This window comes from Streptococcus azizii (assembly GCF_001984715.1).
GTDB classification, from domain to species: Bacteria; Bacillota; Bacilli; order Lactobacillales; family Streptococcaceae; genus Streptococcus; species Streptococcus azizii.
In genome coordinates this window covers 158797-176818 of sequence record NZ_MSPR01000003.1, presented here as the reverse complement: position 1 = coordinate 176818, position 18022 = coordinate 158797, and the positions used below count along the sequence as shown (strand labels likewise).

12 protein-coding genes are annotated in these 18022 nt (G+C 44.4%); 1 reads left to right on the top strand and 11 read right to left on the bottom strand.

The genetic code is table 11. The features are described 5' to 3' along the window. The first annotated feature begins 252 nt into the window (after nt 1-252). Entirely contained in the window at nt 253-1788 is a 1536-nt protein-coding gene (locus BVE84_RS03075; protein WP_076995620.1) for an ATP-binding cassette domain-containing protein, read from the top strand. 239 nt (nt 1789-2027) lie between these two features. Here BVE84_RS03075 and BVE84_RS10660 read toward each other — a convergent pair whose 3' ends face one another. From BVE84_RS10660 to rexB, 11 genes are all read right to left on the bottom strand, one after another. Continuing rightward, the gene (locus BVE84_RS10660) at nt 2028-2183 is read right to left on the bottom strand and encodes a hypothetical protein (RefSeq protein WP_135017447.1); all 156 of its coding nucleotides are present in this window, start codon (nt 2181-2183) and stop codon (nt 2028-2030) included. A gap of 481 nt (nt 2184-2664) precedes the next feature. Beyond that, complete coding sequence (gene obgE / locus BVE84_RS03070) at nt 2665-3978, bottom strand: GTPase ObgE (RefSeq protein ID WP_076995619.1); 1314 nt, start codon at nt 3976-3978, stop codon at nt 2665-2667. A gap of 553 nt (nt 3979-4531) precedes the next feature. Next, nucleotides 4532-4657 (bottom strand): DUF4044 domain-containing protein, encoded by a 126-nt coding sequence (locus tag BVE84_RS03065; RefSeq protein WP_076995618.1) that lies wholly within the window; start codon nt 4655-4657, stop codon nt 4532-4534. Between the two features lie 64 nt (nt 4658-4721). After that, nucleotides 4722-6506, bottom strand: coding sequence for an excinuclease ABC subunit UvrC (gene uvrC / locus BVE84_RS03060; RefSeq protein WP_076995628.1), 1785 nt, complete (start codon nt 6504-6506; stop codon nt 4722-4724). A gap of 99 nt (nt 6507-6605) precedes the next feature. After that, the gene (locus tag BVE84_RS03055; RefSeq protein WP_076995617.1) at nt 6606-6998 is read right to left on the bottom strand and encodes a PaaI family thioesterase; all 393 of its coding nucleotides are present in this window, start codon (nt 6996-6998) and stop codon (nt 6606-6608) included. Nucleotides 6999-7008: 10 nt separating this feature from the next. After that, complete coding sequence (gene pynA / locus BVE84_RS03050) at nt 7009-7704, bottom strand: pyrimidine 5'-nucleotidase PynA (protein ID WP_076995616.1); 696 nt, start codon at nt 7702-7704, stop codon at nt 7009-7011. 199 nt (nt 7705-7903) lie between these two features. After that, nucleotides 7904-8578, bottom strand: a complete 675-nt coding sequence (locus BVE84_RS03045; protein ID WP_179098458.1) for an Nmad2 family putative nucleotide modification protein — start codon at nt 8576-8578, stop codon at nt 7904-7906. 426 nt (nt 8579-9004) lie between these two features. Further along, entirely contained in the window at nt 9005-10231 is a 1227-nt protein-coding gene (locus tag BVE84_RS03040) for an amidohydrolase (protein WP_076995615.1), read from the bottom strand. Nucleotides 10232-10407: 176 nt separating this feature from the next. Beyond that, entirely contained in the window at nt 10408-10896 is a 489-nt protein-coding gene (locus BVE84_RS03035; RefSeq protein ID WP_076995614.1) for a YkgJ family cysteine cluster protein, read from the bottom strand. 121 nt (nt 10897-11017) lie between these two features. Further along, the gene (gene addA, locus BVE84_RS03030) at nt 11018-14626 is read right to left on the bottom strand and encodes a helicase-exonuclease AddAB subunit AddA (protein WP_076995613.1); all 3609 of its coding nucleotides are present in this window, start codon (nt 14624-14626) and stop codon (nt 11018-11020) included. Beyond that, nucleotides 14616-17849 (bottom strand): ATP-dependent nuclease subunit B, encoded by a 3234-nt coding sequence (gene rexB, locus BVE84_RS03025; protein ID WP_076995612.1) that lies wholly within the window; start codon nt 17847-17849, stop codon nt 14616-14618. The genes addA and rexB overlap by 11 nt, the downstream gene beginning before the upstream one ends. Nucleotides 17850-18022 lie beyond the last annotated feature (173 nt).

Sequence of the window (18022 nt, the reverse complement as noted above, 5' to 3'; positions counted from 1 at the left end):
TCATAATAGCAAAGTGAAAAACTTTCTTTGTGAACATCCATTCCGATGAAAAGTGTGGTAAAATGAAACATATAAGACCTCCAATTGAGTGTGGTAATTCCTGTTAGAAGTTGATTGTTTTTTTATTCTAGTGTACAGGTAAATCCACGAATTCTCAACTGGGGGTCTTTACATATTGTCTATAAAAAAGGTTTTCTGATACTGATAGATAACCCTACTGGTGAAGTAGGGCTATTTCTATAAGGAGGACCTATGTTACAAATTGCACAGTTAACCATGACCCACACCAAAGATTTGACCGATCTGATTGTCGATTTATCCCTAGTCGTTAATAAAGGCGACAAAGTGGCCCTTATCGGAGAGGAGGGGAACGGAAAATCTAGTCTCCTCAAATGGATGATGGCAGAGGACTTGATTAGTTCTTACATTCAGGTTAATGGCCAGATCCATCGAGACTTCGTCCATTACAGCTATATCCCACAATCTTTCCCTAAAGAATTTGAAAGCCTGTCTCTCAATGACTATTTCTTTGCTTCAACTGAGGGGAATCTTGACTACGCTGCTCTCTACCGTTATGCTAAAGAATTAGACTTTGACAGCAATCGCTTTTCTGACTCCCAGGTCCTAGCTTCCCTATCCGGTGGAGAACAGTTAAAAATCCAACTCATCAAAGAGTTGGCAAAAGAGACAGATATTCTCTTTCTCGATGAGCCTTCTAATGACCTGGACCTATCTACATTGAAATGGCTGGAACAGTTTATCAACACCACTCCAAAAACGGTCGTCTTTGTCTCCCACGACGAGAGTTTTTTAGGGCAGACAGCTACCAAAATCGTGCATTTGGAGCGCCTCAAAAAACGCCAAGTAGCTCGAACGACTGTTCAAACCTTAACCTACACAAGCTATGCCCAAAAACGAGAGGAAGACTTTGACCGCCAGGCTCGTCAAGCAAGAAATGAACGCTTGGCACATCAAAAGAAGGTAGAGCGTCATCACCGTATCCACCAAAGTGTCGAACATACCCTCCGTCATACCCATGATGCAACTGCAGGACGGCTGATTGCCAAAAAAATGAAGTCTGTTCTTGCCCAAGAAAAACGGTATGCAAAAGAAGCAGCTACTCTCACTGAAATGCCTCTGCAAGAAGACAGCATTCGCCTATTTTTCAAAGATATAGTCCCCCTTCCCTCTCATAAAACCATTATTGAGTTGAGCCATTTCCCTCTCCAAGTAGGAACAAAAACATTAGTGTCCGCTATAGACTTTCGTTTTTGTGCCCAAGAAAAAGTGGGAATTATCGGAAAAAACGGTGTTGGAAAATCTAGTTTCCTCAAACAGATCTACCAATTATTACAAGAACAGGCTGACTATCCTATCGGATACATGCCCCAGCAATATCAGGAACTGCTGCAGCCTACTGTCTCTCCCCTTCAATTTCTGACAGAATCTCCTGATAAACAAGAAGAGGAACGAGTTCTCACCCACCTGGCTAGTCTCCAATTTAGCCGTGAAGAGGCCCACCACCTTATTTCCTCCCTCTCAGGTGGGCAACAAGCCAAGCTGCTCCTGCTAAAAATGGTCCTAGATGCCTGTCCCGTTCTGCTACTAGATGAGCCAACACGAAATTTCTCTCCAACTTCACAACCCCAAATTCAGAGACTCTTTACAGATTTCCCCGGTGCAATCCTCACTGTCTCTCACGATAGAAGATTTCTTCAATCCGTTTGCGATACAATATACCACTTGGACGAAAACGGGATACGGGAAATCCTTAAAGAAGAGTTGTAACGGTACAAGCTGCTCGATGCCATAGAAAGTGGCAGGGACTTACACTCTATAAAACGAATCTCTGAATCAGCAACGAAACCATAGGTAGCGTAAGAAACAAAAACACACCAACATTAGTAGTGACAGCTCCTCCTTTCAGAGATTGCTTCACTACTAATGTTGGTGTCTTTCAGTCTTTCGCTATTGTCCCAACTTATGAGATACGCATTCTCAACCACCATCGGTAACAATCCATCTATTTATTCTTCTGCTTGCAATTTTTCACGCTCTAGGCGGAATTTACGACTTGGATTGAGTTTGTTAAATAACTCCTCTAGTTTCTCTGCATTCCAAATATCTGCTGCTGAAACAAAATTCCCATCCTTGTCCTTATATGATATTGGTTTATCTCCCATTCATAAAACCTCCAATTTTCTTTTGATGACAATGCACCTCTCCCTATTCATGCCTCTATTCCATAACCAGCAGTCCTTACAGCCTACCCTTCAACCCGTCTATAATAGTAGCAAAAATCAGTCACCTGGTGTCGTGGAAAACAAACCAGCACAAGGCTTTGTGACGACACGCAGACTAGACAATACACGGTACTGGATGGACGGCGAAAACTAGGCTGAACCTTACAAGCTAGGACATGTCACAACGTGAAGAAAGGTATTCGACAACAATCCCTTTCTGAACTAGGCAGGTGACTAGGCAGAGCGCCATAGCGACTGCCAACTGACCACTAGATAGCATGACGAGCAAGACAGTACACGTTACGACACGTAGCCCAGACAGTCGATACTACTGGCTGGTCGGAGTTAGTAAGGTTGGTAGGTAGACCACCATAGTGCTACCGTAGCACATCAAGTCCTTGGCTTAGATATGCTTCCAACGTTAATCCACAAATTCAAATTCAAAGGTCCCGATACGGACGATGTCCCCGTCTTTAGCACCGCGGGACCGAAGGGCTTCGTCAACTCCCATACCACGTAATTGACGCGCAAACTTCATCACAGACTCATCGCGATCAAAGTTGGTCATGGTAAAGAGTTTTTCTAATGCCTCGCCAGATAAAATCCAGCTAGCATCATCTGCACGACTGATGTCAAACGCTGGCTCCTCCGGATTAAAGCCATAATAGGCCTCCTCAGCTTCAAAATCAGCCTCATCATACAAGAGAAAGTCTGGGGTCTTGTCCAGCAACTCCGCAGTCGCTTCCAGCAGATTTTCCAAACCTTGGTGAGCGAGTCCCGAAATCGGAAAAATAGGTGGCAATTCCTCAAACTCATCGTAATGTGCTGCTAATTTTTTCTTAAATTGCTCGAGATGTTCTTTTGCATCTGGCATATCCATCTTGTTGGCTACAATAATCTGAGGGCGTTCCATCAAGCGTAGATTGTAGGTCTCAAGCTCTCGGTTAATAGCTAGATAATCCTCATAGGGATCCCGTCCCTCGCTGGCAGACATATCAAGAACGTGCAGGATAACCCTTGTCCGTTCAATGTGACGCAGAAACTGGGTCCCAAGTCCCACTCCTTGGCTTGCTCCTTCAATCAACCCTGGTAAATCTGCAACGGCAAAGGATTCACCCGATTTGGTGCGGACCATTCCTAGATTAGGAACAATGGTTGTAAAGTGATAGGCACCAATTTTCGGCTTGGCTGCGGTAATCACGCTGAGCAGTGTTGATTTCCCAACAGAAGGAAAGCCGACCAATCCCACATCTGCCAAGACTTTTAATTCCAGTTCGAGATGGCGCTCTTCTCCTGGCTCACCATTTTCAGAAATTTCAGGTGCAGGATTTTTCGGTGTAGCAAAGCGGATATTCCCACGGCCACCACGACCTCCTCGCGCCACGATAAATTCCTGACCATGCTCAACTAAGTCCGTCATAATCTTACCGGTCTCTGCATCGCGGACAGTTGTCCCCTGCGGTACACGGACCAGCAAGTCCTCTGCTCCACGCCCGTGCATGCCCTTGGTCATCCCTTTTTCACCAGAAGCTGCCTTAAATTGGCGATTGTACCGGAAATCCATCAGGGTACGCAACCCTTCATCTACGACAAAGACTACATTTCCACCGCGACCACCATCACCGCCCCACGGACCTCCATTGGGGACGTATTTCTCCCGACGAAAGGCGACCATACCATCGCCCCCTTTACCAGCTTTGACCTTAATCTTTGCTGTATCTAAAAACATACTCATCTTTTTACCTATTTCTTCTTTCCGTCTATTTGTTTATACAATCTTTTCGTTTACTTTTAGTACTTGCACCACTAGTCTGGGAGATTGAAACAGTTCGGTGAACTGTTTCAACTGGTCACCCAGAAACACGAAAGTGACCACAGGAGTTCGGTGAACTGTTTCAGCCTGAGCCTATAAATCCGAGAGCGAAGTAGGCAAGGTTGAGATGAAACGAGTGCAACTCGTGTCAATCGCGAGAGGCTCCTTCATCAGTCATTAGACTGTTGAAGGGTTGGAAATCATACTGACGATAGTCAGTAACCATCATAAAATACAGCCCAGCGAGTTTCCATAATCTTTCAGATTATGGAAACTAAAATAGAGAAACGGAGCTTCAAATTACTACTTTTTAATGACAGGTAGTAGGCTGAAAACCTCCACAGGAGTTTTTTACGGGCTTTGTATCTTAGTCTACTGTTAATTTTTATTGAGTATTCGTCAATGACAGCTGTGACATACACTAAATGACTGTATCATAAAAGAAGGGCTAGAGGAATCCTCCCAGCCCCACTGATTACATAATGGCACTGATAGCTGGCAGAATCAATCCAGCTAAGGTTGCCAAAACCATCACCACTACAATGATAAGGGTTATTTTCTCAAATGTATTTTTCTTATGTTTCTCTTCACCAAAGGCCATGACTTCTCCTTTTATACCTGTCTTTTCAATTTCCTTCCCATTCTATCATGAATGGCAGAAATTTTCAACGCTTACCTTCCCCATCCAGTTTTTCTTTTACATTCTGAGCGACTTTATAAGGGATGCCTGCTTCGGCAATCTCTTGCACACTGGATTTTTGGATGGTGGTTAGCGATTTAAAATGCTTCAAGAGGACTTGCTTCCGTTTAGGACCTAGACCTTCAATCCCATCTAACTTGGACGAGAAAGAATTTTTCGACCGCACTTGGCGGTGGAAGGTGATGGCAAAGCGATGCACCTCGTCTTGAATCCGTTGCAAAAGGAAAAATTCCTGTGAATTGCGCGAAAGAGAGACAAGTCGCAAGGGATTGCCATAGAGCAAATCGTGGGTCTGGTGCCTATCGTTTTTTTGTAGCCCCGCAATGGGGATGCTCATGCCAAGCTCTTCTTCAATCACTTCCTTCGCCACTTTGACCTGCCCCTGACCACCATCAATGATAATCAGGTCTGGCGGGGTTAACCCCTCTTTTTGAACACGACGATAGCGACGATAGAGCACTTCTCTCATCGAGGCATAATCATCTGGTCCTTCTACTGTCTTTATCTTATATTTGCGGTATTCGTTTTTATTTGGAACACCATTTTCAAAGACAACCATTGCTGATACAGGGCTAGTCCCCATGATATTAGAATTATCGAAAGCCTCAATCCGAACAGGTGTCGCAATCCCTAATAGCTGACCGATATTCTCAATAGCTCCCTGTGTCTTTTCTAGATTCTTCTCTAGCAAATGGAATTTCTGCTGCAAACTGACACGCGCATTCTTAGTGGCTAGTTGCACGAGCTGCTTTTTCTCCCCCCGCTGGGGTTTGACAATCTTAGCGTCGACCAAGCTCTTGACCGCCTCATCGTCAATATCCTGCGGAATCAGCACTTCTTTGGGAATGAGATGCTGTTGATTGCGATAAAATTGTCCCAGATAGGTCAAGAAGTCCTCTTCTGCTTCACTGTAATATGGAAACAAATTAACAGTACGCTCAATCAGTTTTCCTTGACGGACAAAAAAGACTTGTACACACATCCAACCTTTTTCGACATAGTAGCCAAATACGTCACGATCCTGCAAATCCTTCGCCATGACCCGTTGTTTGGTCCGAAGAGTGGAAATCGATTGCAAGAGATCGCGATACTCAGCCGCCTTTTCAAATTCCAGATTGCTGGCAGCTGTCTGCATTTTTTCCTGTAGCTGGCGAACAATCTTATCATCATTTCCCGTCAAAAATTGGCTGACTTCGGTTGCCATTTGAGCATAATCCTTACGACTGGGCATCTGTTCACCATGGGCCAGACATTGTCCCAAATGGTAATACAAACAGTATTTATTTTCAGGTAATTTACATTTCCGAAACGGGTAGAGACGCTCCAGAAGTTTCAAGGTCTGGTTAGCAGCACCGACATCTGGATAGGGTCCGAAGTATTGCCCGCCGTCCTTACGAACCTGACGAGTAATCATCAGCCGTGGATGGCGTTCGTTGCTAATCTTGATAAAGGGGTAGGACTTGTCGTCCTTGAGCATGATATTGTATCGTGGCTTATTTTCTTGAATTAAATTAATCTCTAGGAGCAGGGCCTCAATGTTGGATTCTGTCACAATAAACTCAAAATCAGCAATTTCTGACACCAGAGCCGTCGTCTTGGTATCATGACTTCCACGGAAATAAGAGCGGACACGATTGCGGAGGTTTTTGGCTTTTCCAACGTAGATAATAGTCCCGTACTGGTTCTTATGCAGGTAGCACCCAGGGCTATCCGGAAGTAACTCTAGTTTGTGTCTTATCAAATCATTCATCATCCCTATTGTAACAAAAAAAAGTAGGACTAGCCCACTTTTTTGTCGAGAAGAAACTCCCCCTACTCTTTTCACCAAAAACTCCTTTCAAGCGCCATGCTACAGTGATTTGCCATGCTCACCAGTGACGAACATGGTAAAGGTGGCTGTCACGATTTCTTCCTGCTCTTGATTGGTCACCGTCACATCAACCACCTTGGTCGTGCGTCCATCATGGACACATCTACCGTCAATCACAAGGGTATCCCCTAGCTTTCCTGACTTCAGATAGTTGATACTGGATTGGAGGGTCACAGCATCATACCCTGTCGAAAGCGCTACTAGACCACTGATCTGATCACATAGGGTAAAGAGATAACCTCCGTGGGCAAAGCCGTAATAATTCAAGGACTTATCGACCACCTCAGTCGTCACGACGACATGACCCTTTTCAGATGATAGCATTTCAAAATTTTCAAAAACACGAATTTCATGCAGAGATTTATCTTTCATTTTTCTCCTACTATTCCTTTTTCTGCAGTAAGTCTAGCAACTCTTGATAGTTTCTTACTTCATAGGTTGGCTGGATAGGGGTGTGATTCGCCTGAGAGGCTGGATTGTACCAGACTGTGTCTATTCCTGCATCATTACCCCCTTTTACGTCGGCCGTCAGACTATCCCCAATCATCAACGCCCGCTCTTTTGTAAAACCTACAATCCGATTTGCGATTTTCTCATAAAAGAGAGTCTCCGGTTTTTTCGTCCCCATTTGCTCCGAAATGAATACTTCCTTGAAAAAGGAGCGAATCGGTGAATGGAGCAGACGATTCTCCTGAATATAGGTCACACCATTGGTCGCTCCATACAGCTCATAGCCTAACGCTAGTAGCTGCTGCAATAACTCACCTGCCCCAACAAATGCTTGCCCCTGTTGGCTGAGGTATTTCTGGTAAAGGAGGGCCATCTTTTGTCCATCCACTGCCCGTCCAAAATGTGCAAAAGCACGCACAAAGCGCGTATTGATGAGCTCAGTCTTGCTGAGTTTCCCCTGCTCTAACTCCTTCCACATAGACTGGTTCAGCGGTTTATAGTAAGCCTTGAAGGCCTCCCTATTCTCGACACCCGTGACTGCTAACAACTGCGTCAAGGCATGCTCCTCAGCCGCGGCAAAATCTAGCAGAGTATGGTCTAAGTCGAATAAAAGATATTTATAATACAATCTGGTCTTTTCCTTTCTGGGGAGCAACATTTTATACAGTCTTTCAACTTTAAAATAGTAATTACAGTATGCTAAAACTACGGCATATAATATAGATTTTAGAAAATAAATTATTTCCTTTGTTCAAAAGGTCTCATCTGGTAGTATTAGACTGACTTGCCCTCTCTTCTATCAAATCCTTTTCTAGATAGAATAATCTTCAACAGCTCTTAAATCCGGTAGGCAATCGGCGATAAGGCATGTCAACAACCTCATTCTTATCACCTAAAACCTCTTTAATAAAATACAACAGTTCTGCCACATCTTCCGGACGTTCACTTGAATGATAGAAACCATTTTTTGCATTCCAAGGTCCAAAAGGCTTCCCATTCAATCGTGTACGTCTTCCCATTGGAAAAAAATCTAGAATGTTTTGGGGCAACTCGAGTGACGATTTGCCAAAATATTTGAATCTATCAGAAATTATAACAGCTTCCTTCAGATTTTTTTGATGATCGCACCCCCGATCAATGTAGCAGGTATCAAGACGGTTATGCGATTTTTCTGATTGTAAATAATCCCTCATTAAATTGACTTGCATAATTTTTGCCACGAAAATCAAATGATTGTACTTTGGTGTGATAAAACTTCCTTGCTCATCACGCCATCTCTTACCATCCTTTGAATGTCCCGCCACTGCCATAATATAGGCATCTATCTCACTAGCATTGATCTGATGAGCCCAATTCTTCTTTAGATGGCGGCGCAGTTGGAGCATACAGCCACCTTCTGTCAATAATTCTGGGGTCGCTTCATAATCTTTTGTAAAAACACACGGATTAGTACCATAGTCATGTGTCATACGATAACAGTAAATGATTGTCTGTTTCTTCATAAAATCTACCTTTCTTTTGGATATGAAATAGAAAACACAGAACATTATCTCTAGCTTACCTGTTATAAGGCTACCTGTGCCTTACTCGTCAATCATGGTGACTGAGTAACTTCACTCCCTCTTATCATCTGTTCATTCCACTATTTTAACCGGTAGTTAGTTGACTCTACTCCAACCTCTCCCAGTTGGAGTGGGAAGCCTGAACCCACAAACCATCGTGAGGAAACACATGTTTGCGGGTTCTTTTTTATCCCTCAAGAATCGCACGAGCTACTCAAAAATTTCTATGGCGACAACTATCAATTTTAGCAAATCTTTCAAGACAACTGGCACATCTGGCTGATTTTACGAAAACAGGTCAACTGCTACTATCTCATAATTAGCTTAGGCATTGGCATACATAGTATGCTGAGAAGAGAACCTACATCATGATTCGTCACACTTTCCAAGATAGCGTAAGACGGCAACGATAGCTGCTTCTGTACCTGTCCTGAGAGTGGGTTGAATGGCAGGTGCGAATTTGGGATTGTGATTAGCATAGATTTCCTGATCTTCTGTAAATCCTCCAAATCCCCAATAGAGGTAGGGAATATTGAGCGCGCGCGGAATATAGGAAAAATCTTCCGAAGCAGTCATGGGCTGGTAGGCCACTACTCTGTCCTTCCCTAGATAGGTTTCAAAAGCCTCTGTCACCTCAGCAGTAATCTGAGGATCATTATCTGTCAAAGGATAGCGGTCAAACACGTCTATTTTAGGTGTTTTTGTACAACCACCAGCCTGACATTCTGCATGGACAATGCGCTTAATACTGTCTAACACTTGTTGCTGGACCGCTTCATTATAGGCCCTGATATTCACTTGTAAAACTGCCGAATCTGGAATGATGTTGGCTTTCAAGCCTGACTGAAAACTCCCAACAGATACTACCGCAAATTGAAAGGGATCTACTTCTCGAGAAACGATAGTTTGCAATTTCATGACAATAGATGAGCCAATCACGAGCGGATCAATACTCAAGTGGGGCATCGATCCATGCGCCCCTTGACCATAAATCGTGATTTTTAGAGAGGCTGCACTGGACAAAAAAGGTCCAGATAAGGTCCCAATTTTCCCTGCCTTAGGTTCTGTTAGGACATGTTGAGCCAAGGCCAATTCTGGGCGGGGAATTTTCTCAAATAAGCCATCTTCTATCATGGCTTTGGCTCCCGCGGCGATCTCCTCACCTGGTTGGAAGAGAGCGATATACGTTCCTTGCCATTGGTCTGTATGCCTTGCTAAGGCCCAGGCGGCTCCTAAGCCAGCGACTATGTGCATATCATGACCACAGGCGTGCATGACCGGAACTGTGTGACCGTCCCTATCCTCCATCACCACCTGAGAAGCATAGTCCAAGCCAGTCTCCTCCTTGATAGGCAGTCCATCTATATCTGCCCGAAAAAGAATCGTCGGCCCCTTTCCATTTTCAAGGACACCGACAACGCCACCACCAATCAGTTGCGTCTGATAGCCATAACCTTGTAAAATGTCGAAAATAAATTGTGTAGTTTGTGTTTCCTGCATCGATAGTTCTGGGTGGCTATGAAGATACTGGTAGGTTTCTTCTTGCCATTCTTGAATCTGATCCAACGATTGTAACACTTGGTGAATAGACATACATTTTCCTCCTTAATGCCCTATCATTCGCATTCGCGATACGCTACAAACCCTCAACGCCTGCCCTTGTTTCCCCACCTGACCTCACTGTAGTGCTTCTCTCGATTTACTCAGAGGAGCGTTTCACTCGTCAAGACTCCTATTTTTGCGTTGCTCTTAACGTTCTCACATCCTTCTCACAAACGCTCTTTCAACTTCTCCACAAAGAGATAGGCGGCAGGACAGATAAGGGTATTTTTGATGGTTAATTGGTTGATTTGATAAATTTTCTTGCGGTCTGTATGGGGAAATTCACGACAAGCCTTAGGACGAACATCGTAAATACTACAGAGATTATCCTCTCCTAGAAAGGGACAGGGCATGCTCTGAAATACCTTATCTCCGTCCTCGTCAACCTTAAGATAAAGCCCTTCAAAAACAGGCAACTTCATGCGAAAATGTTTCGCAATGCGAGTGATGTCTGCCTCGGTAAATAAGGGGCCTAAACTCCTGCAACAATTCGCACAAGCCGTACAGTCAATCTCCTCAAAAACCTCCCTATGCACCTGCTGGACAATCTTATCCAAATCTTTGGGGGCTCTTTTCTTTAATACAGCTAAAAATTTACGGTGTTCCCCCTGTTTTTGCTGGGCTAATTGCTTGTAATGTTCAATATCCATTCTCATCTGACTCCTGCTCCTCATTATACCACAAACTACATGACCAAAAATATGCTAGAAAAACTACCCTCTCTAAGATTTTTACCATAGGGTCTGCATCAGAGTTTGATGTTTAAAGAGTATTACGTTATGGTAACTTGACCACCTCTATCTTATCTCCACCTAGTAAAATGAGGTATTTTTCGACCTTTTCGACTGGATAAGTCTGTTTCAGTGCATCGGCATAGAGCTGCATTTGACCGCGATAGCGCTCGGCTAACTGACTTGGGTGCTGATACTGATCCGTCTTGTAATCAAAGAGAACAATGCGGTCTGGATAGCGGATATAACCATCAATAATACCACGTAGAACATACTGTTCTTTGGCATGCTGATCCATTTGTAAAACAGCAAAGGGTTGCTCACGACGGACCAGCTTATTTTGTGCTAGTATCTCCTGACCGAGCGGTGTTTGGAAGAAGGCAACGATCTTACTGACATCTACCTTTTTCTTAACAGCTTCTTCTGCCCTCACTTCTACAAGACTAGCAGCCACTTTATCCTCGGTAATCGGCGATACAAGAGGCAGGCGCTGCATCAATTCATGTACTGCTGAACCGATCTGAGCAGGTGTCACCTTCGTCTTGCCACTAAAATCAGGCAGGGAAAATTTCCTTTTGGGAGTATAGGTCTCCATAATTTCAAGACCGTCATCTGCTAAAATCGGCTCATAAAGTTTTTTTATCTGACTCGGCGTCCGAACGCTCGGTAAATTGATAGCTGCACGGTAGTTGCGATTCAGTTTCTCAACAGCCGATAATTGCTCCAGAGCCGCCACAATATCCTCAGACTGACGATTCTCCCTCCTATCATCTGCTGGCAGGTGCGACGGTACAGCCAACTGCCCTATCTGCTCTGGGGTCAAGTCTTCTGCTTCTACAAACGTCTTTTTGAAATACAAGTCCTGTCCTTGAAAGGCTTCTTCAATGGCCAAAACCCAATCCTGAAAATTCGTCATGGATTCCCGTGTAGATTGAGCTAGTACGCCCAAACGAGATTTGCCATCATATTTACTGGCTAATGTTTTCTGGCTGCCTTTTCCGACCAAGTACAGTTTTTGTTCGGCCCGGGTCATGGCAACATAGAGCAAACGCATCTGTTCAGATAGGCTCAAGCGTTTTAATTCTTCTTGATTCAGCTGATAGGGTAGGGTGTTCATCTGAACCCGTACATGGGGTAAGGGAGTGTCAAACCGCTCTTTCATATCGGCCAGATACTGGGCTCCAATCCCGTTTTCTCTACTAAGGACAATCGGGCTGTTGCTTTCCTGACGACTAAAATCCTTATCCATATTCAGGATAAAAACATACTTAAATTCCAAGCCCTTACTCTTATGGATGGTCATGAGCTGAACGGCATCTTGCGGAAGGGCAAGCTCTACATCTGCCAAATCGTTGTCACTAGCGATTAGCTTATCCATCATCGTGATGAAACGCGCTAGGCCCTTAAAGCCCGTCTTTTCAAACTGATTCGCCCGCAAACCAAGAGCATAGAGATTCGCTTGCCGCTTCTCACCATTAGGGAGGGCCCCAACATAATCATAATAAAATTTCTCATTAAAAATCTTCCAAATCAAGTCATAGATAGAGTGGGTCTTGGCATAGAGTCTCCAGTTGACCAGATAGGTCTCAATATGGGCCAATTTCTGCTTTAAAGCTGTAGAAATCAATTTGGGATTGTTCCCCTTAGCCTGCAAAGCCTGCTGAAATTTCTGATAGAAATAGGCCGAATCATCCTGCAAGGCAATCCGTGTCAGTTCATCTTCTGTTAAGTGAAACATCGGCGATTTCAACAGTGCCATCAAGGAGTAGTCATGGAGGGGATTGTTAATAGCCCGCAGGGTGTCCAGCATTACCATGACTTCCAAGGACTTGAGATAGTGTGCTTCGCCACCGTCAGACACCAAGGGGATACCGTGCTGTTCAAAGCTGGTCAAAATCCGCTCATTGCGGGTCCGTGAAGACACGAGTAAGGTAATATCTGAAAAGGCAACCTGTTCTTCATTGTGCAAGCGGATAATTTCCTTGGCAACTAGCTCTACCTCGCCTACACTGACCTCCCCCTGCTCTAACTTTTCTTGCTCATCACTATCCGTATTGTAGATCAAATACTCCATCTGATGATGGGGTTGGCGGATCTTCTGGCGGTCACTGCCTGCGACCAGACGATGGGTCTCATCATAGGTAATCTGCCCCACCGCCTTGTCCATAAGGCGGGTAAAAATGGCATTGGTCGCATCCAGAACCTCACACTGACTGCGGAAGTTTTCTTTGAGAAGAATCAATTTTCCGGCGGTAGGATCGTCCTGATAGCGTTCAAACTTCTCTTGAAAGATGGAGGGATCCGCCTGACGAAAACGGTAGATGGACTGCTTAATATCTCCTACCATAAAGCGATTATGCCCATTTGAGAGCAAGTCCAACATCCGCTCCTGAATGTGGTTGTTGTCCTGGTATTCATCGACCATCACCTCATGATAGGTCGATTGGTAGAGACTACGAATTTCTGGATAATCTGTCAATAGCTGAATAGCAAAATGGCTAATATCCGTAAATTCATAGCTATTTTCCTGCCGCTTCCTCTGAAGGTATTGCTCCGAAAAATCAAGGATAAAGTCCCTCAAAAGATGGAGGAGAGGCACTATCTGAGGCTGGTAGGAAAGGACTGTTTCCAGATGTTTTAGATTGGTCAAGCGCGCCTGTAAGTCTTTAAAGACAGGATATTTTTCGCCTGCCACAGTGACTTCTGCACCAGATGGTAGAATCTCCACGAGCCGTGCAATGACTTCTGGTAATTGCTCTATCCTCCTGCTTCTATCACATGCTTCCAGCAATTCCCTCAACTGACTGATAATGGCTAAATGCTTGGTATAATTAGCCGTAGGCTTTCCAGCCTTCGTTTCTTTTTTATAGTCCGGTAGATCCGTCAGGTCTTGGAGGTCATTTGCAGACCGTTCCATACTATCTAGCAGTCCCTCAAGGGTCGAAGCTGGAAGGCTGGCAAGGCTCGTGAATTGCTCATATCCCTTCAAAAAGGTCGTTTGGAGCCACTTCTTAGGATGACTAGTCGATTGGCTAAAGGTGTGAGACTGATAGACAACCTCCCGAAAGCCCTTCACATCCTTACGATGACTAGAAAAATTACGCACTAATTGTTGGAAACGTATCCGATCCTTCCCATTCATATAGTCGCTAAATAAGTCAGAAAACACTTCTTGCTTGAGCAAGTCCTGCTCATTTTTATCCTGTAATATCCGAAAGGTCGGTGCAATCCCTAAAAGGTAACCATGCGCCACCACCAGCTGTTGGCTAAAGGCATCCATGGTTCCAATAGCAGCATTCGGGAGATTGGTCAACTGTTGTGATAAATGCCGTCTTAGATCCTCATCTTGGCTATCAAGAATCGCCTTGGTCAAGCGTCGTTCGATCCGCTCTCTTAGCTCACCTGCGGCCTTAACCGTGAAGGTCGAGATAAAAAGTTGATCAACCCCAATCCCTCGCTTTATCTTGTCTAAAATCCGCTCCACCATGACAAAGGTCTTTCCAGAACCAGCAGAAGCCGAGACTAAAACGTTTTGCCCATTGGTATAGATGGCTTCTATTTGCTCTGGTGTTCGTTTTTGTACCCTATCTGACTGTGCTTCTTCTTTTTGTAGCCTTGCAATCTCATCTGGGCTTAAAAATGCTTCACCTTTCATCGGCTACTCCTTTCTTCATTCTCTCTAACCATTCCTCTTTCTTACCACCTTTCAGAAGAGGGCGGGCCAATGAAAGATGACGATCAGCTTCAAATCCTGTGATAGCCTTTAACTGCTCCCCTGCCACAGAACGTCCATCTTCAGTATAGGGATTGACGGCAAACTGCCCTGCTAGAATCTTCTTGGCTGCCCGCTGATACAAGAACTGATTATGTGCTAGCATGGTTTCCAAATCCTGCTGGGTAAAGAGGGAGGCTTTTGTCTTAGCATATAGTTGGGAGAGCTGATGGCTCTCTTCTTCCAAAAATAATCCTTTATAGACGAGAGATTTATAGGTATTTGCTAGCACCTGTTCCACTGACTTGGTGTCTGTCAATTTAACAATCGGGTCTAACATGTGCAGATACATAGCTCCAAACACTTTCTCTGGCTGACTACATTCTGGTAATTGCTGAACTGCTGCCAGATAAGTCAGTAGCTGAGGACTAAGCCCGTTGTAAAATTTGTCAATGTGGAACTGGTTACTACTTGATTTGTAATCCACTACCCCGAAAGCCTGATGTGCAGTCAGTCGATCCAAGCGATCGATTTTTCCTACTACTCGCAGAGAGCGCTCCTTCTCCAAGGCTTGCTCCCAAGAAAAAACAGCTTCATTGGCGACAACTTCTGTGACGGCTTCTCTCTGTAAGACCAAGGACGTTGCCCGCGCAATATCTAATAGGACTGTCTCTGAGAACTGACTTTCAGCATCGAATTGATACAGGGCTTCAAAATTCGGCTCCTTACGGGTCTCTGATATGGCTTCTTGTAGCTTGTCGTCAAACGATTGATGACTAGGATTCATCGTCACTCGCTCAAAAATCCTGTGCAGGAAATTCCCATGGCTGCGCGCATCAGGATGAATACTGTCCCGCTCTCTTAGGCGTAGAACGTGTTTAATAAAATACACATACTCATTCTGATAAAAATCCGTCAAGCTAGAAGCCGATAAGACGAGCGACTCCCCTACTGGATACAGTACATCCAGCGTATCAGCCGCTAAGGGACTTGTCTGTATCTCCCCTGTAATAGCTGGAATGACAATCTGCTCTTCCTCCAATTTCTTGCGCAGATAACGGATGGCCACTAGCCAAAAGGTCTCTTCCTCTTTTGTCCACTGCTCCTCAAAGGGCAATCGATTGGCCTCAATGACACGGGCTAGCAAGCTCTTATAATGTGCTAAATCCTCCAGCTGAAAACCTGTTGCTCTCCCCTTTTCTTCTTTTGGGATGCCCATATCCTGCAGGAATTGTAAATAAGGGGATACCCCTGCCTCGGTTTCATTTTCGAGTTGGGGAGTTGATAAGACCAGTTGCAGACTCGCTGCATTCAGTAGCGAAATCATTGCAAAATGATTTTTCTTGGTATTTTCACGGCTGACCACATCAAATCGAGTAAAATGACCTGTTGCTTCATTGATTCGCACCCGCTCTGCATCCGTTAATAGGCTGGTATTCTTGGCTAGCTTTGGAAAATTGGTCTGGGTTAAACCAAGTGCAAAAACATACTTGGCTGTATGGGGTTCAATCAGGTCATAGGATTTCACTCGCACCACATCAACAGTTGCAGGCACTATACGATAGGTACTTGCCAGCATGCCTGCTCGCAAAATAGATAGAAAATCAACTACCGTCAATCTCTCATCGCCAAAAATTTGGTATATATTTTCCAAAAGATGACAAAAATGATTCCAGACCTGTTCATCTTTTTCCTGCTCAAACTCTCCTAATGAGGCCGATAGAGTCTCCATATTGGCCGGCAAGGCACTTGCCTCACAAAAATCACGGAATTTGCCCAATAGGCTCTTGCCCGATTGGGGACGAGCCTTGAAAAAGGTGACTAAGGGTTCTATTATTTTCTCACGAAGATGATTGAGCTCGTCCAAATGGTAGCGATTGCCATTTTTGGCAGTAAATGTCCGTTCAAACTGAGACTGACCCTTGACATCTGCAAACAATAGATACTGTTCAAATATATCTAACTCTTCCTGGGACCAGTTTTGATAGAGACCTGATTTCAAGAGATTGAGCATATCCTCTGTCCGAAAACGATTGCGTTTTAAGCGCTCCAAAGATTCGATCACATGCACCAATGGATGATGGCTCATCTCCTCAGCCCGTCCTAGATAATAAGGAATATCATATTGTTCAAAGGTCTTTCCAAGCTGTAAGTGATAACTATCCACATCGCCCAAAAGAACGACAATATCCTTATATCGAACGCCTTGATGCAGTAATTGTCGAATAGCAAGAGCTACCTGACGGACTTCTTCCTTCTGATTGGTCACCTCCCACAGTTGAACGCCTGTTTTATCCTTAGCCGTTAACTCCACTTTACGACCAGAAAAGTCATAATGCCCCTCGATATTTCTCGAAATTTTGCCGAGGGCATCTAACTGACCTAAAGGTGCTAGATAAGTTGGACTGGTTTGAAAGGTGTGGGCCAAATAGCGGAGAAATTCCACACCAGCCTGATAGATATTCCCTTCAATGTAGGTAGCTTGATAGGCTTTTTGGCTCGCATAGGTGGCAATCACACACTCTGCCACTCGCCCATGCAAGGCAGCAATCAGGGCTTCTTCCTCAGCTGAAAAACGGGTAAAACCGTCCACAACAAGAACAATCTCCGCTAACTCCTGGTCTAGCTGACCGGATTCAATGGCCTTGCGAAATTGGGCTATTTTGGTAGCAACTTGAAAATCTTCCGCTACCATAACCCTATGAAAAGCGGTTAAGATCTTCACCAAGTCGGCCTCTTTATCGGGAGAATCTAGTTGCACCAAGTCTGTAATGGCGATGTTAGACCGCTGCATCTCCTTATACAAGTCAACCAGTTGCTGAATAAAGGCCATGTCTTGTTTTACCTTGCCATAGACCCGAAACTCCGTATCATCCATCTGCGATAAGAGCCTAAAGAATAGCATGACCAGCCCTGTATCATCCAATGTTGTTGTCTGTTCGACCTGATTGAGCGTAAAATAGCGGGCCAGTTGCTCAAAACGGGTCACCATCATCTCAAACGACCCCTTTTCCTTTAAGGTAGATAAGACCTCCCGCTCTTTTTCAAAAGAAAGGGAATTGGGGGCAATATAAAAGACTCGCTTGCCTGCCTGCGTATAACTCCTTGCTAGCTCTGCTAGAAAGGCCGTCAAAGGATACCGAATATCTGCATAATATAATTTCATAGACTCTTCTTTCCATTGCTTACTCTGTAAATCGCGTTACCTCTATTATACCAAAAGTCAGAAAAAGATGTCTTTTTACTAAAGTAGTTGTCTCCTTCAAATAAAACAGGAGATCCTGATACTCTACGAACAGCTCTGCTAACCATATTCTTTTATTGTTTAACAAATATTAT

What these genes read in the sequence shown, in the direction of transcription:
- BVE84_RS03075 (WP_076995620.1), top strand. Translation starts at nt 253, where the DNA reads ATGTTACAAATTGCACAGTTAACCATGACCCACACCAAAGATTTGACC.
- BVE84_RS10660 (WP_135017447.1), bottom strand. Translation starts at nt 2,183, where the DNA reads ATGGGAGATAAACCAATATCATATAAGGACAAGGATGGGAATTTTGTT.
- obgE (WP_076995619.1), bottom strand. Translation starts at nt 3,978, where the DNA reads ATGAGTATGTTTTTAGATACAGCAAAGATTAAGGTCAAAGCTGGTAAA.
- BVE84_RS03065 (WP_076995618.1), bottom strand. Translation starts at nt 4,657, where the DNA reads ATGGCCTTTGGTGAAGAGAAACATAAGAAAAATACATTTGAGAAAATA.
- uvrC (WP_076995628.1), bottom strand. Translation starts at nt 6,506, where the DNA reads ATGAATGATTTGATAAGACACAAACTAGAGTTACTTCCGGATAGCCCT.
- BVE84_RS03055 (WP_076995617.1), bottom strand. Translation starts at nt 6,998, where the DNA reads ATGAAAGATAAATCTCTGCATGAAATTCGTGTTTTTGAAAATTTTGAA.
- BVE84_RS03045 (WP_179098458.1), bottom strand. Translation starts at nt 8,578, where the DNA reads ATGAAGAAACAGACAATCATTTACTGTTATCGTATGACACATGACTAT.
- BVE84_RS03040 (WP_076995615.1), bottom strand. Translation starts at nt 10,231, where the DNA reads ATGTCTATTCACCAAGTGTTACAATCGTTGGATCAGATTCAAGAATGG.
- BVE84_RS03035 (WP_076995614.1), bottom strand. Translation starts at nt 10,896, where the DNA reads ATGAGAATGGATATTGAACATTACAAGCAATTAGCCCAGCAAAAACAG.
- addA (WP_076995613.1), bottom strand. Translation starts at nt 14,626, where the DNA reads ATGAAAGGTGAAGCATTTTTAAGCCCAGATGAGATTGCAAGGCTACAA.
- rexB (WP_076995612.1), bottom strand. Translation starts at nt 17,849, where the DNA reads ATGAAATTATATTATGCAGATATTCGGTATCCTTTGACGGCCTTTCTA.